Origin of the sequence: Tenacibaculum sp. Bg11-29 (assembly GCF_002836595.1) — a bacterium.
Classification (GTDB): domain Bacteria; phylum Bacteroidota; class Bacteroidia; order Flavobacteriales; family Flavobacteriaceae; genus Polaribacter.
The window spans coordinates 2,983,970-2,999,973 of the sequence record NZ_PJBB01000003.1; the positions used below are offsets into that span (position 1 = coordinate 2,983,970).

The following is a 16,004-nucleotide window of genomic DNA, read 5'->3' on the forward strand; positions in this document are numbered from 1 at the left end:
ATATGAAAACAGGAACTTATTTACATTTTAACGGAAACTGCAAAGAAGCGATGACTTTTTACGCCGATGTTTTAGGAGGAGATATTACAATGCTTATGCAGTTTAAAGAAGCTCCTGAAGAAATGTGTAAGAGTTTTCCTAAGGAAATATTAGACTTAACGATGCATTGTACATTAGAAGTTGGTGATTTGGCAATTAATGCATCCGATTTTTTTAATGATAAAGAAAAATTTAAAGCAGGTAATAATTTTGCAGTTAGTTTAAATTCTGAAGATGAAGATGAGGCTATTACAGTTTTTAATGGTTTAGTAGAAGGTGGATTTGTAATGATGCCTCTAGAAGATGCTTTTTGGGGCGGAAAATTTGGAATGTTACAAGATAAATTTGGAATTAGATGGATGTTGTCTTTAGAAAATAGTTCTTCATAAAGAAGATTATAGAAATAATATTAAAACATTATAGGTGAAAAACAAAAAAGCAAGAGATTTATCTCTTGCTTTTTTGTTTTGGTATAATAATTATTATAGAAAACTATTAAGAAATAGAAACTTTTTTTGGGTTTGAATATAAACTATTCTTAACTTTTTTAAAAATCACTCAATATTTAAAGTCTATCTATAAAATGTAAATAAGTTCAGTTTAGGTAACCCCAAGTCTTCCCTTAAATATATATAAATTGTTAGTTTATTGTTATTTTTTTAATAGTTGTAGTAGAATCACATCTAATTACATATAAATCAATATGCTTTAAGCTGTCTTTTCCAGTTATAAAGTATTCAGCACAAGGTTTTAATTGAGCTTTACTTTTTCCAAAATCAACATCAGCATGTTTTAATATTGCAGTTACTGTAGCTGTATCTACTTTTGAATTTTCGAAAACTTGTTTCACGTTATCAGAAAATAAACGTTTTCTAATTCTAATCGTTTTCAATGTACGAGCATCCATTCCATAATCAAAAGAGACATTTTTACCTTTCCAAATAAAAAGTACTACTAAAGATCCAAAGATTAATCCAACAGAATAATAACCAAAACGTTTTAAAAATTGCATAGTAAAATTTTATGATGGCAAAAGTATCGATAAAAAAAGTATTCACAATAAAACGGAGCAATCTTTTTAAAGATAACTCCGTTATAATCTGCATCATTTTATTAGTAGTCCTTTCTATAAAAGGATTATTAAATAGGTATAAAAGCTTGAATTTTATAGAATTCATTGGCATTAACATTATCGCCTGAAATATTAGGCCCAAATGCAAAACGAAACCAAACACCATTATTCATAGTAGCTTTTAAATAACCTCCTAAAAATTGATATAAAGTTACCTTTTTACCATTATCAACCCTCGTTTGCCCTAAGTGTTCGTAAAAACCTCCTAGAGAAAAATGTTTATTAACTTTAAAACCTGGAATTACCCAATTAAGCATTAGGTCTTGTGAATTACCTTGACCTCGTAAACTTTTATAATATGCAGTGTAAGCTTCAAATTCAAACCTTCCAGAGTTATGAACTAAGAATAAACTAGGGATAATACTTTCAGCTATTTTAGTACCAGAAGTTTGTGATAATAACTTACCATGACCAAAACCTAAACTAGGATTGATGTACCATTTCTTGTTTTTAGATGTAAAACCTAATCCAATTCCTGTTTCTAAAAATAAATCTTTTCCTTGATTTCCAAATGATGGATTTACCCAAAAAACACTGTAAAAAGTTAATTTTTTTCGAGGCTTTAACTCATAAGAGCCTAAAAAAACATTATTAAAGCCAGCACCACTATTGTGTATAGGCATAATAGCGAAGGTGGTTTTAGTCTCTTTTTTTTCTTGAGCAAGAAAAGTAAAAGTAAATAGTAAACTAATTAATGTTATAATATATGATTTTTTCATGTTATAAATGTTTTATTTAATTTGGTTAAATTGTGGAACTCTTTTTTCTATAAAAGCGTTCATACCTTCTTTTTGATCGGAAGTATTGAATAGAGAATGAAATAATTTTCTTTCGAACACAATTCCAGAATTTAAGCCTGTTTCTAAAGATTGATTAATGGTTTCTTTTGCTGTTTTTAAAGCTATTTTAGAAAAATTGGCTATAATTTGAGCCTGGTTCATTACATGTTGCATGAAATTCTGTTTTGGGAAAATTCTAGAGACTAATCCTGCTGTGTATGCTTCTTCAGCAGAAATATTTCGACCTGTTAGAATAATATCCATTGCTTTAGATTTACCCACAAGTTTCGTAAGTCTTTGTGTACCGCCAATTCCTGGTATAACACCTAGTTTTATTTCTGGCTGACTAAAAGTACTTGTTTCTGTAGTATATAGAATGTCAGCCATCATTGCTAATTCGCAACCACCTCCATAAGCATATCCAGCTACAGCTGCTATTATTGGTGTTTTAATTTTAGCTAAACGTTCCCAATGATTAAAATAATCTTCATTAACCATTTCATTCGCACTCATAGAAATCATTTCTTTAATATCTGCGCCAGCACAAAAAAAATCTTCATTCCCTGTAAGAACAATACAGCCTATTTCAGGTTTTAAATCATACATTTCTAGCCCAATTAATAGCTCGTGCATTATTTCAGAATTCAATGCATTTAATGCTTTTGGTCGATTTAGTTGCGCAATAAGAACCCTGTCTATTTGTTTAAATAATATATTCATATTAAAATTTTTAGTTTTTTGTTATTTAAGAATCCCAAATAGCTCCATATGCAGGAATACCTAAATACTCCATATTATGCACTACTTCTTGAGTTAATTTTTGATTAGAAATACAGATTACTGCTTCAGCTTTAAAATCTACATGGGCTTTATAGGCTAACTTAACAAGGTCTGGTTTTCCATGAGTATCAGTATTCCAAATAATAGCATTAGGTTGTACAGCCTTAATTTCGTTAACTAAATCTTCTCCATATGTTTTTTCGGGATTTCTAGTTGCCCATATTAATAATGAAGGTGTTTCGTTTAATAGTAAATGAGGTATACAAGGACCTATTCCGCTACCAGTAGCTATCCATATGATTTTTTTAAATATTTTATCTACATTTCCAACACCAGCTGTAGGTATTCCCTTAACCCACACCTTTTTTGGTCTATCATTTATAAACTTTCCTGTCCAATCCCCAGCTCTAGAAATAGTTAATCTAAATCCATCTTTTTCAGGTGATGGAACATTTGCAAATGAATGCCACTCTAATAAAGGGTTTCTACTTAATGCTGTAGCTGAGCCTGCAAATGGAGTAACCCCATAATCAAAAGAAGTTAACGCAACATGATTTGAAGGTTTTTCAATATTGATGTTCACTTTTTTTAAGCGTAACCAAGGAAGTATAACACTTATAGTAAGTATTATAAGTAACCAAAAATTTAAGGTTTTAGTTATGTTTAGTAATGAATGTTCTAGAGTTAAAAATAAGATCATTTGAGCCCAGAATAAGATAAGAACAGTCCAACCACCTAATCTATGAGTGATTTCAAATTGATTATGATACTTTGTTCTCACCTTAGGTAATGCCATCATAATTATTACAATCAAAAGGATTAATATTAATGATGTTACTATTATAATTGATAGGTTTACACCTGGGAGTACATTTAAATAATGATAGTATAAACTAGCTACAAAAATGACGTACCAAATTGTTCCCATTGTAGCACTAGAGCTGTGTAATCCACCAAAATGATATACTTTAGCACAAACTCTTCTAATAATTAAAGGCCAGTTTTTAGGTACATTTGTAGCTATTCTAAACAGTATATTAATAATATACTGTTGCCTTATTAATATAGCTAAAGAGAAATTATATAAAATAATTTTTGCTATTTTTCCAAGCTGTATATTTTCAGGAGAGAACCAATTCCATGTTGTAAAGGCTTTTATCATTAAACCTAAATTTATAAATACAATAAGTATAAATAATCTACGATAAGGAATCAGCCATGGGTGTTTTCCTAAGCGATATAAAAAGTTTTTTTTCGGAGGTAATACTATCGTTTCCATTTTACAGTGTTTAACTTAAAATCTCTTTTAATTTTGATTTATTTATTTTTCCTCTAGATGTTTTAGGAAGTTCTTTCATAAAAATAAATTCGCTGGGTAAATAGTAGTAGGGGAGTTCATTAGAAAGATCCATTTTTAATTGATCTAATATTTCCGTTTTATTTTGAAATTCTCCACTAATAAAAGAGACTAAGGAATTCTTATGTTTTATTGTAACAGCCCTTTTAACATTATAAATACGCTCAATTATTTTTGAAATAGCATCTAATTCAACTCTAAAACCTTTAATTTTTACTTGATCGTCAATTCTTCCATAATGAATTAATTCACCTTCTAGATTCCATCTACCTAAATCACCTGTATTAAACATTTTCTTTTCTTTCTTTAAAAAAGGGTCAACGGCATAACGTTTTTGATTTAATGTATTATTATTTACATAACCTTTTGTTACACAATCTCCACCAGCCCACATAATCCCAACTTCTCCAATCTTACAGGGTTCCCTATTGTCATTTAATATGTATACTGTGTTATTGGGGGTAGGTTTACCTATTGAGAGTTCTTTATTTTTAAAACCACACCTTTTCATCGTATTTACAATAGTCGTTTCGGTAGGTCCGCATGAATTGTAAAAATCACAAACTTTTGCCCATTTATTTGCTAAAATTTCAGGGCAAGGCTCACCTGCAACAGCAACTGTTTTAAGTGATTTACATTTAGTTATGTCTATTGTTGTAAGTACTGTTGGAGTCGCAATAATTACATGAGCTTTTTGTGCTGTTTCTTGAATACTTTTTCCTCTAATAAGTAATGTTCCTCCATTACCTAAGCAACCTAGAATTTCCCACGCTGCCATATCAAATGAAATATTAAGTATTTGAGCAACCTTAGTACCTGGTCGAATATTTAAATCACCAGGAGATGTATATAATATGTTGCATAAATTTTTATTGGTTACCTGAACACCATTAGGAATTCCTGTTGTTCCTGATGTAAAGAGAATAAAACAAGTATCATTAGGGGTATTTCCCTTTTGATTGATAAGTTTAACATTACCATACAAATGGCGATAAGTATCTTTAGATAATTCTTTATCTATAAAAATAATTTTTGCGGCTTCTTTAAAATAATTTAATTCTTGGTAATTAGAATTTGAAATAATTATAGATGAATTACTTATTTTATAAATAGATTGAAGCATCTTTTCAGGAACGATTCGAGGGTCTTGTGGTATATAAATAGCACCTAGTTTTAAAGAGGCTATAATACCGATTAACATATCTATAGATCGATGCATGTATAAAGCAATACTATCTCCAGAAGATATTCCTCTTTGTTTTAGTATAAGCGCTAATATTGTAGCTTCATCGTCAAGTTCTTTATAGGTTATTTCTTTTTTAATATGAATAGCCGCAATAGTATTTGGAGTTTTTGAAACCCAACATTCAAAGGCCTCTAAAATGTTTTTATATTTCGGGGGAACTGATGATGCTATTCCATACTCAATAAACTTTATCTGATCTTCAATAGATAAACTACTTATAGCTTTTTTATCTATTAATGGTTTTAAATAAAATAATTTGTTTTCATCATTTTCTATGTCTTTTTCATATAGAATATTATCATTAAATACTGTTTTTTTCATGATATTATAATTAAGTTAATATTTGTTTTCAGCTGCAGCTTTATTTCAATGATGTAAATAACTTTTAATACTATCACAGAAGTATCACAAAAAAATCATTTTTAAATCACGGTATATTTCTTTAAGTTAGCTAATGAACACCCCGAAACTCTATAGAATGAAAAAAATACTTATTATTGAAGATGATATTGATATATCGAAATTAATTGAGTTTAACTTAGTAGATAATCATTATAATGTTACTACTTGTTTAGATGGTAAAAGAGGTTTAGAGTTAGCTCTCAAGGAAGATTTTTCTTTAATCATACTCGATTTAACTTTACCTAACTTAAATGGAATAGAAGTTTGTAAAAATATAAGAAGACAAAAACAGACACCAATTATTATGCTAACAGCAAGAAGTAATGAAATTGATAAAATTTTAGGGCTTGAATTAGGAGCTGATGATTACATGACTAAACCTTTTAGTGTAAGGGAATTACTTTCTAGAGTCTCTGCTGTTATTAGAAGAAATACAATACGTAAAAACCAACAAACAAAGGATGTTTATAATAGAATACTATTTGAAGAGTTATTTATTGATATAGAACAACGAAAAGTTATTATTAATTCAGAAAAGATAAATCTTTCCCCTAAAGAGTTTGAACTTTTAGTTTTAATGGCTTCAACTCCTGGTAAAGTATATAGTAGAGATTCTTTATTAGAGATTATATGGGGATATGAGTTTGAAGGTTATAGACATACTGTAAATTCACATATAAATAGATTAAGAAATAAAATAGAAAAAAACACTGACGAACCTAAATTTATATTAACAACTTGGGGCGTTGGTTATAAATTTAATGAAGAATTAAAATACCTTACGAGTGAGTCTTTACAGAACAATTTCAAATAAATTAATTAAAAAACTAAGTATTTTTTTTTTAACAATTATATTAATTATGGGCGGTATATATATATATGCTGCCTTTTTTTTTATAAAACAATTTTATAGCCAAACAACACAACAATTAAATAATAATGTAGCTAAATACTTAGTAGAAGAGAAGTTTAAAAATGACGCTCCTTTTTTAAAAAATGGATTAGTTAATAAGGGTTTATTTGATGGTATAATGCACGATATGATGGCTGTAAATAGAGCTATTGAAGTTTATTTATTAAATAAAAAAGGAGAAATAATTTATTCTGTAGTATTAGAACATTCAAAAAAAGATAAAAAACTTCAATCAGTTGATTTAAAACCAATAAAAAATTTCATTAAAAATAATCAACTTTATATTTTAGGAGATGATCCTAGAGATAAAGAGAAGAAAAAAATATTTTCTGCCGCTTATTTTGAAAAAAACGGACAAACTGGGTATATATATGTCATATTAGCAAGTCAAAAATATCAACAAATTTGTGAAAAATTATTCCAGCTTTTTTTTTTTAATTTATGCATACACACTATTTTTTTAACAATGCTATTTGCGATGTTGGTTGGTTGGTTAAGTGTTTGGTTTTTAACACGAAATTTACGTATTATAATTTATCATGTTAATAAATTTAAAGAAGGAGATCTAACTAGTAGAATTCCTAATCCTGCAAAATCAGATTTATCCGTATTAGCATTAACTTATAATAATATGGCAGAAACAATAGAACTTAATATTCAACAAATACATGCTGTTAATAAATTTAGAAAAGAATTAATAGCAGACGTATCTCATGATTTACGAACACCTTTAACTGTAATCAAAGGTTATATTGAAACTTTAAAAATAAAAGAAGATATAGCTGTTAGTGATAGAAAAGACTTTATGCTAATTATAGAAAAAAGTGCTAGTCATCTTGAAAATATGATAAATGAACTCTTTGAATATACCAAATTTGAAGCTCAAAAAATAGATGTAAAAAAAGATTTTTTTAATATCACAAATTTGGTGTTTGATTTACAAAAAAGATACAATCTTATTTCTGAATTAAAAGGAATTGAAATATTGGTTGAAATAAAAAATGAAATACAACTTGTGTATGCTGATGTATTATTAATAGAAAGAGCTCTTCAAAATATTCTTGAAAATGCTATTAAATTTACTCCTTTAAATGGAAAAATAATTATAGAAATATATAAAGAAAATACGAATAATGTAACTCTTAAAATTATTGATACAGGTGAAGGAATACCTAAATTAAAACAACAGGATATTTTTAATAGTTATACTCAAGTTAACATCTCAAATGAAAATAAAGGGATTGGTTTAGGTTTATCAATAGTAAAAAAAATTATGGAATTACATCAAACCAATTTAGAGGTATCAAACAATGAAAATAAAGGAACCTGTTTTAAGTTTTCTTTATTTTGTGAGAATTAAATATATTGTTACTATGTTAAAAACAATGTAATTCTATTATTTTCTATAAAAACGACTAAAAATCAACTCTTAAGTAAGTAATTAGAAGGTTCATGTTATTTTTGGAAGGTACATATAGTTATTCGTTGATTCTAAATATTTGATTCTGAAAACACCTATGATTTAGGATGGGTTTTAAAAATAATCTCAGATATTATATTAAATATGATTGTTTAGGTAGAAACAGTCATATTTATTGTATTCAGCTACAAAATAAGCTTAATAAATACACCACATAAAGATAAATAAAATTTACAAGAAGTTAACTCGATGTTAGATATGTTTATTTATAATATTAATAAATTAATATCTCTATAAGGTAAGTCAAACCAATCAGCTACAGTTTTACTTGTTAAAATACCGTGATAAAAATAGATGCCATTTCGTAAACTCTTATCAAAACGAGCAGAATTTTCAAAGCCACCTTCCTCAGCTATATTTAATAAATAAGGTGTAAATATATTACTAATAGAAACAGAAGCTGTACGAGCGTATCTTGAAGGTATATTTGGTACACAATAATGAATTACACCATGTTGATTAAAAGTAGGTTTACTATGAGTTGTAATTTTTGAAGTTTCAAAACATCCTCCACGATCTATACTAACATCAACAATAACAGCACCATCTTTCATTTGTTCAATCATAGTTTCTGTAACAATTACTGGCGATCTTTTTTTACCTCTAATAGCTCCAATAACAACATCACATCTCATTAAAGCTTTTGCTAAAGTTTTTGGTTGAATTGTAGATGTGTAAACGGGCGAATGAACGAAGTGTTGTAGTTTACGAAGCTTGGTAATTGAATTGTCAAATACCTTAACACGCGCTCCCAAACCAATGGCGATCTTAGCAGCAAACTCACCCACGGTACCAGCACCTAAAATAACAACATCACTAGGTGGAACACCACCAATATTACCTAATAATAATCCATTACCTCCATTAGCAGTTGTCATTAATTCGGCAGCAATATGCATAGCAGCAATACCAGCAATTTCACTTAGTGATTTTACAATAGGATATACACCATGTTCATCTTTTATATAATCAAAAGCTACAGCGGTAATTCGTTTTTTAGCTAATGCTTCAAAATACTTTTTATCCTGAGTTTTTAATTGTAATGCAGATATTAAAACTGTTTGTGGATTTAACATTTTAATTTCTTCTAAAGAAGGAGGTTCAACCTTTAAAACAATAGTACAAGCAAATGCTTCTTTTATATCGTATGCTATTTTTGCACCAGCATCAGAATATTCTTTGTCACTATAATTAGCTCCATCACCAGCACCAGTCTCAATAACAATTCTATGACCATGAGCAACTAAAGCAGAAACAGCATCGGGAGACAAACTGATGCGTTTTTCTTCAAAATGAGTTTCTTTGGGTAGACCTATTAATAATTCACCTTTTTGCTTTTTTATTTCAAGCATTTCAGGTTGAGGCATTAATTGTTCTTTAGTAAAAGGTGAGGTGTAGCCCATTTAGTTTAGTTAGTTTTTATTTGAATGTTACGTTGATCGTTTTCTAAAAGACTAATCTTTATATCAACAGCATCTAAAGGTAATAAATTTTTAACGTTTTCTGGCCATTCAATTAAACACCAGTTATTACTGTAAAGATAATCTTCAACACCTATGTCATAAGCTTCTTCTTCATGCTCGATACGATAAAAATCAAAATGATAAACAATTTCATTGTTATTAGTTTGATATTCATTAACTAAAGAAAAAGTAGGGGAGTGTGCTACATCATAAACTCCTAACGTTTTACAGATTTCTTTTATTAAAGTGGTTTTACCAACTCCCATATCGCCATGAAAAAGTAATACTTTATTCTGGGCATTTTTAATAATGTCTTCGGCTATTTGAGGTAAATTGTCTAAAGAATAATTTTTGTTCATAGATGCAAAAATAAAAAACTGTTAAAAGGTAAAGAAATTTAATTTTTATAACTGTAGTGGCCAATGATTTTAAAATCAAAAAGACAATCTTCAAGTACCTGACCATTACCAATATTATGTACAATCATATAACGTTTATTATCTTTCGTTTTTTTATTTACAACAATACCAATATGAGTAATTCCTCCGTGTAAATTCCAGCAAACAATATCACCAGGTATATAATCTTCTGACTTTTTAGATTTTATACTTACAGTTCCTTTTCTACTGAAAAAGGTCATTAAATTAGGAACTCTACGATGGTCAATGTTTTTGTCAGTTCTCTTTAATCCCCATACTTTAGGATATAGAGAAAAGTTTTTTAACATATCCTCGTGAACTTCCTTTTGTAAATCGATACCTAATTTTCTATAAGCCCTAATAACAACATCAGTACACACACCTTTGTCTGATGGAACATCACCATTAGGGTACGAAATAGAAAAATAACTTGGATCATAAGTTACTTTATACTTAGTTAGTTCTAGGGCAGCTATACTTAATCTATTTTCTTTTATTTGTGAGAAACTAAGTTTAACAAAAAAAAACAAAAAGATTATAAATTTAATTTTCATGATAAATATTAAAATAAAAAAATGTTTCTTACTTAGGGCTATAAATAGCACACGGTATAATTACTTCTTCTAGCGAAATACCACCATGCTGATACGTGTTTTTAAAATATTTAACGAAATGATTATAATTGTTAGGGTACGCAAAAAATAAATCTTCTTTAGCAAAAATAAATGGGCTATTTATAGCTATACTAGGTAAAAATATATCTTTTGGATTTTTAACAGCATAAACATCTTTGTCTTCATAACTTAAACTTCTACCTGTTTTATAACGTAAATTAGAACTAATATTTTTATCTCCAACAACTTTAGTAGGAGTTTTAGAATTTATTGTACCATGATCAGTCGTAATAATAAGTTTTTGACCAAGTTTTTGTGCTTTTTGAATAATATCATATAAAGGTGAGTTTTTAAACCAACTAACCGTTAATGATCTATAAGCTTTGTCATCTCCAGCAAGTTCTTTAATAACCTCCATTTCTGTTTTAGAATGTGATAACATATCAACAAAATTATATACAACTACAGTTAAATCATTTTGCTTTGTTCCGTTATAATTATCGGCTAATTCTTTTCCGCTTTTAAGAGATACAATTTTATAGTATTCGTGTTGAATTTTTAAATTCAATCTTTTTATTTGTGCATCTAAAAAGTCAGGTTCATACAGATTTTTCCCACCTTCATCTGTATCATTTTTCCAAAGATCAGGATGTTTTTTTTCCATATCTAAAGGCATTAATCCTGAAAATATTGCATTACGAGCATACTGTGTAGCTGTGGGCAAAATACTGTAATATGAATGTTCTTCTTCCTTTTTGTAATAATTATTAATAAAAGGTTCTAATATTTTATATTGATCATAACGAAGGTTATCAATTACAACAAGTAATAGACCTTGATCTTTAGAAATATTAGGAACTACATAGTTTTTAAAAAGTGTATGTGAAAAGGTAGGCTTATCATCACTAGTAAGCCATTTTTGATAATTCTTTTTTATAAATTTAAAAAATTGTGAATTAGCTTCAGATTTTTGAGATTCCAAAATTTCTAACATTCCTGTATCGTTAATGTTTTCTAATTCTAATTCCCAATGCACCAGTTTTTTGTAAAGTTCTGTCCATTCTTCATAAGAATTAACCATCGCTAAATCCATAGAAATTTTCCTAAATTCTTGTTGATAGTTGGAAGTTGTTTTTTCAGAAACTAACCGTGAATGATCTAAATTCTTTTTTAAACTTAATAATATTTGATTAGGATTTACAGGTTTTATCAAATAATCAGCAATTTTAGAGCCAATAGCTTCTTCCATAATATACTCTTCTTCGCTTTTAGTAATCATAACTACAGGAAGATTTGCATTTTTTTGTTTAATTGCAGCTAGGGTTTCTAGCCCTGTTATTCCGGGCATGTTTTCATCTAAAAAAACAATATCAAAATTTTGTTCATCTACTAAATCTATGGCATCAGCACCGTTTGTAGAAGTGGTTACTGAATAGTTTTTCTTTTCTAAGAATAAAATGTGAGGTTTTAATAAATCTATTTCATCATCAACCCAAAGTATATCTATATTTTTCATCTAATTTTCTATGTTTACATATAAAAATAACGCTCCAAAATGTATTTGTTGTATTTCTAAAAGCTAAAAATACGTTAATAAAGTATTTGTTAATTTGGTTTTGTTGATAAATTATGATTATTTTGTTTTAAATTGAAGTATTTATACATTTTGAACAATCAAAAAACGAATAAATTAAAGATTATAAACGACCCTATTTATGGGTTTATAACAATACCTAATTCTTTAATTTTTGATATTATAGAGCATCCTTATTTTCAACGATTAAGAAGGGTAACACAAATGGGATTATCAAATATGGTATATCCAGGAGCAAATCATACCCGTTTTCATCATGCAATAGGTTGCATGCATTTAATGCAAAAAGCAGTGTATGTTTTAAGAAATAAGAATGTTGAAATTTCTGACGAAGAAGCAAATGCATTATATATTGCTATTTTGTTACATGATATAGGACATGGAGCATTTTCTCACGCATTAGAACACAGTATTGTAAACGGAATTACACATGAAGAAATTTCGTTAAAGTTTATGAGAGCTTTAAATGATGAATTTAATAGTAAATTAAGCTTAGCTATTCAAATTTTTGAAGGAAAATACCATAGACAATTTTTATATCAATTAATATCTAGTCAGTTAGATATAGATCGGTTAGATTACCTAAAAAGAGACAGCTTTTACACAGGCGTAGCTGAAGGAAACATTTCATCAGAACGGTTAATAGCTATGATGAATGTGGTAGAGGATGAATTAGTAATTGAGCAAAAAGGAATTTATTCTGTTGAAAAATTTATCATAGCTCGTCGTTTAATGTATTGGCAAGTATATTTACATAAAACAGGTTTAGTTGCAGAAATTACATTGGTTAATGTATTAAAAAGAGCAAAAGAGTTAGCTTTAAAAGGTGTTGAATTGTATGCTAGTAGGGCATTAAAGTACTTTTTGTATACTCCTATATCTGAAAATAATTTCACGAACAATACATTAAAAATATTCTCAGAATTAGATGATTATGATGTGATGTCTGCAATAAAAGATTGGGTACATCATGAAGATTTTGTACTTTCATCTTTAGCAAAAATGATTATTCATAGAAATCTTTTAAAAATTGAAATTCAAGAAGAGCCATTTGCAAATACATATATAGCAGCTATTCATAAGAATATTTTAGAGAATAGTAATATTAAAGAAAGTGATTTAAATTATTTTGTTTTATCAAATAAGATTAAACATCAAGCGTACAATACCAATGATCCGATAAAGATTTACACGAAAAAAGGTGAGTTAAAAGATATAGCAAAAGCATCAGATCAATTAAATTTAAAAGCATTATCTAAGCCAGTGATAAAACATTATTTATGTTATCCAAAAAAAATAGTTTAATTGTTAAACAATTCTAACAAGATGTAATTAAACAAAAATAATTACTTTTGCATTCAATGAAATTTACAGCAAAACAAATAGCAGATATTTTAGAAGGTGAAGTTGAAGGTAACCCAGAAGCAGAAGTTTCTAAACTTTCTAAGATAGAAGAAGGCACTAAAGGAGCATTAAGTTTTTTATCTAATGCGAAGTATAATTCTTACTTATATACAACAGAGGCATCTGTTGTTATAGTAAATGAATCTTTTAAACCAGAAAAAGAGTTGAAAACGACTTTAATAAAAGTGAATGACGCTTATCAGGCATTTACAAAATTATTAGAGTTTTATAATGAAGTAAAAAATAATAAACAAGGGCGAGAAAACCCTCATTTTATTGCCGGTTCTGCTTCTGTAGGAAAAAATGAATACATTGGTGCATTTGCATATATTGGAGAAAATGTTATTCTTGGAGAAAATGTAAAAATTTACCCAAATACTTATATTGGTGACAACACAAAAATAGGTGATAATACAACTGTATTTGCTGGCGTAAAAATTTACTCAGAAACAATTATAGGTATGAATTGTAAAATTCATTCGGGAAGTGTGGTTGGCTCTGATGGATTTGGTTTTGCACCAACAGAAAGTGGAGAATATAAAACAATACCTCAAATAGGAAATGTTATTATAGAAGATAATGTTGATATAGGAGCTAATTCTACTATAGATAGAGCAACATTAGGATCAACAATTATTAAAAAAGGAGTAAAGTTAGATAACCAAATACAGGTTGCACATAATGTAGAGATTGGTGAAAATACTGTAATTGCTTCTCAAACAGGAATTGCAGGTTCTACTAAAATAGGAGAAAGCTGTATGATTGGAGGACAAGTAGGTATTGTAGGGCATATATCTATAGGTAATAATGTGAGAATACAAGCACAATCAGGTATAGGGAAAAGCATAAAAGATAATGATGTAGTTCAAGGAACACCAGCTTTTGGATATTCAGATTACAGTAAATCATATGTTTACTTTAAAAAGTTGCCAAAATTAGCATCAACAATACATAAAATAGAAAAAGAGTTAAATACTCAAAAAATAAAAAATGAGTAAACAGCAAAGAACAATAAGAAATGAAATTACATTAACTGGTGTAGGGTTACATACAGGTAATGAAGTAACAATGGTATTTAAACCAGCTCCAATAAACCATGGATTTGCTTTTACAAGAGTTGATTTAGAAGGAATGCCAATTATTCAAGCTAAAGCAGAATTTGTAACTAATACTCAAAGAGGAACAAATCTTGAGAAAAATGGAGTGCAAATTCAAACTTCTGAACATGTTTTAGCAGCAGCTGTTGGGTTAGATATTGATAATTTAATTATAGAAATAAATGCTTCTGAACCTCCTATTATGGATGGATCTTCTAAGTTTTTTATTAAAGCGTTAGAAGAAGCAGGTATTGTAGAACAAGGTGCTGATATTGTAGAATATGTTGTAAAAGATATTATATCTTATAAAGATGAAGCTACAGGAAGTGAAATTATTTTAATGCCTTCAGATGAATATCAAATAACTACAATGGTAGATTTTGGAACTAAAATTTTAGGAACTCAAAATGCTACATTAAGTCATATTTCTGACTTTAAAGAAGAAATTTCTGCAGCAAGAACATTTAGTTTTTTACACGAAATTGAAATGTTACTCGAAAATGATTTGATAAAAGGTGGAGATTTAAATAATGCAATTGTGTATGTTGATAAAGAATTATCAGAAAGCACAATGCAAAAATTAAAAAAAGCTTTTAATAAAGAAGATATAAAAGTACAGTCTAACGGAATTTTAGATAATCTAGAATTGCATTGGGCAAATGAAGCAGCACGTCATAAACTGTTAGATGTAATTGGTGATTTAGCTTTAGTAGGTATTCGTATTAAAGGTAAAGTTATTGCAAATAAACCAGGGCATTTAGTAAATACATTATTTGCAAAAAAACTGGCGAAAATCATAAAACAAGAGAAACGGAATAATGTTCCTCAATATGATTTGAATAAACCACCTTTAATGGATATTCATCAGATAATGGACATATTACCACACAGGCCTCCATTTTTATTGATAGATCGTATTATAGAATTATCTGACACACATGTTGTTGGTATGAAAAATGTGACTATGAACGAACCTTTTTTTACAGGACATTTTCCTGGTGCTCCAGTAATGCCAGGGGTTTTACAAGTAGAAGCAATGGCCCAGTGTGGAGGAGTATTAGTATTAAATACAGTACCAGACCCTGAAAATTATTTAACTTATTTTATGAAAATGGATAAAGTTAAATTTAAACAAAAAGTGCTTCCAGGAGATACGCTAACTTTTAAATGTGAGTTAATAACACCTATAAGAAGAGGTATCTGTCATATGCAAGCTTATGGATATGCAAATAACAAAATAGTTGTTGAAGCAGAATTAATGGCACAAATCGCAAAAAAACAATAA

The 16,004-nt window shown here is 28.4% G+C and carries 15 protein-coding genes; 6 read left to right on the forward strand and 9 right to left on the reverse strand.

What is annotated here, in order from left to right; translation table 11 throughout:
* The first annotated feature begins 2 nt into the window (after positions 1-2).
* A complete protein-coding gene (locus tag CXF68_RS13665; RefSeq protein ID WP_101045566.1) occupies positions 3-428 on the forward strand; it encodes a VOC family protein in 426 nt (141 codons plus the stop codon).
* Positions 429-679: 251 nt separating this feature from the next.
* Here CXF68_RS13665 and CXF68_RS13670 read toward each other — a convergent pair whose 3' ends face one another.
* From CXF68_RS13670 to CXF68_RS13690, 5 genes are all read right to left on the reverse strand, one after another.
* Positions 680-1,051, reverse strand: a complete 372-nt coding sequence (locus CXF68_RS13670; protein ID WP_101045568.1) for a hypothetical protein — start codon at positions 1,049-1,051, stop codon at positions 680-682.
* Between the two features lie 128 nt (positions 1,052-1,179).
* Positions 1,180-1,890 (reverse strand): DUF6733 family protein, encoded by a 711-nt coding sequence (locus CXF68_RS13675; RefSeq protein ID WP_101045570.1) that lies wholly within the window; start codon positions 1,888-1,890, stop codon positions 1,180-1,182.
* Positions 1,891-1,902: 12 nt separating this feature from the next.
* Entirely contained in the window at positions 1,903-2,670 is a 768-nt protein-coding gene (locus tag CXF68_RS13680; RefSeq protein WP_101045572.1) for an enoyl-CoA hydratase-related protein, read from the reverse strand.
* A 25-nt stretch (positions 2,671-2,695) separates the two neighbouring features.
* Complete coding sequence (locus CXF68_RS13685) at positions 2,696-4,009, reverse strand: hypothetical protein (RefSeq protein WP_101045574.1); 1,314 nt, start codon at positions 4,007-4,009, stop codon at positions 2,696-2,698.
* 10 nt (positions 4,010-4,019) lie between these two features.
* Positions 4,020-5,654: an AMP-binding protein gene (locus CXF68_RS13690; protein ID WP_101045576.1), complete on the reverse strand. Its 1,635-nt coding sequence runs from the start codon at positions 5,652-5,654 to the stop codon at positions 4,020-4,022.
* A gap of 157 nt (positions 5,655-5,811) precedes the next feature.
* Between CXF68_RS13690 and CXF68_RS13695 the strand changes: the two genes are divergently transcribed.
* Entirely contained in the window at positions 5,812-6,549 is a 738-nt protein-coding gene (locus tag CXF68_RS13695; protein WP_101045578.1) for a response regulator transcription factor, read from the forward strand.
* A gap of 46 nt (positions 6,550-6,595) precedes the next feature.
* Positions 6,596-8,008, forward strand: coding sequence for a HAMP domain-containing sensor histidine kinase (locus CXF68_RS13700; RefSeq protein WP_101047533.1), 1,413 nt, complete (start codon positions 6,596-6,598; stop codon positions 8,006-8,008).
* Positions 8,009-8,334: 326 nt separating this feature from the next.
* Here CXF68_RS13700 and CXF68_RS13705 read toward each other — a convergent pair whose 3' ends face one another.
* From CXF68_RS13705 to CXF68_RS13720, 4 genes are read right to left on the reverse strand one after another with little or no spacing between them, the layout of a single operon-like run.
* Complete coding sequence (locus CXF68_RS13705) at positions 8,335-9,531, reverse strand: alanine dehydrogenase (RefSeq protein WP_101045579.1); 1,197 nt, start codon at positions 9,529-9,531, stop codon at positions 8,335-8,337.
* Between the two features lie 5 nt (positions 9,532-9,536).
* The gene (gene tsaE / locus CXF68_RS13710) at positions 9,537-9,950 is read right to left on the reverse strand and encodes a tRNA (adenosine(37)-N6)-threonylcarbamoyltransferase complex ATPase subunit type 1 TsaE (RefSeq protein WP_101045581.1); all 414 of its coding nucleotides are present in this window, start codon (positions 9,948-9,950) and stop codon (positions 9,537-9,539) included.
* Between the two features lie 38 nt (positions 9,951-9,988).
* Entirely contained in the window at positions 9,989-10,564 is a 576-nt protein-coding gene (locus tag CXF68_RS13715) for a DUF1287 domain-containing protein (protein WP_101045583.1), read from the reverse strand.
* A gap of 28 nt (positions 10,565-10,592) precedes the next feature.
* Entirely contained in the window at positions 10,593-12,140 is a 1,548-nt protein-coding gene (locus CXF68_RS13720; protein ID WP_101045585.1) for a bifunctional response regulator/alkaline phosphatase family protein, read from the reverse strand.
* A gap of 150 nt (positions 12,141-12,290) precedes the next feature.
* On the opposite strand from CXF68_RS13720, the gene CXF68_RS13725 reads away from it, so the two are divergent.
* From CXF68_RS13725 to CXF68_RS13735, 3 genes are read left to right on the forward strand one after another with little or no spacing between them, the layout of a single operon-like run.
* Positions 12,291-13,523, forward strand: a complete 1,233-nt coding sequence (locus CXF68_RS13725; protein ID WP_101045587.1) for an HD domain-containing protein — start codon at positions 12,291-12,293, stop codon at positions 13,521-13,523.
* Between the two features lie 56 nt (positions 13,524-13,579).
* On the forward strand, positions 13,580-14,620 hold the full coding sequence (gene lpxD, locus CXF68_RS13730) for a UDP-3-O-(3-hydroxymyristoyl)glucosamine N-acyltransferase (RefSeq protein WP_101045588.1): 1,041 nt from the start codon (positions 13,580-13,582) through the stop codon (positions 14,618-14,620).
* Positions 14,613-16,004, forward strand: a complete 1,392-nt coding sequence (locus CXF68_RS13735) for a bifunctional UDP-3-O-[3-hydroxymyristoyl] N-acetylglucosamine deacetylase/3-hydroxyacyl-ACP dehydratase (RefSeq protein WP_101045590.1) — start codon at positions 14,613-14,615, stop codon at positions 16,002-16,004. The genes lpxD and CXF68_RS13735 overlap by 8 nt, the downstream gene beginning before the upstream one ends.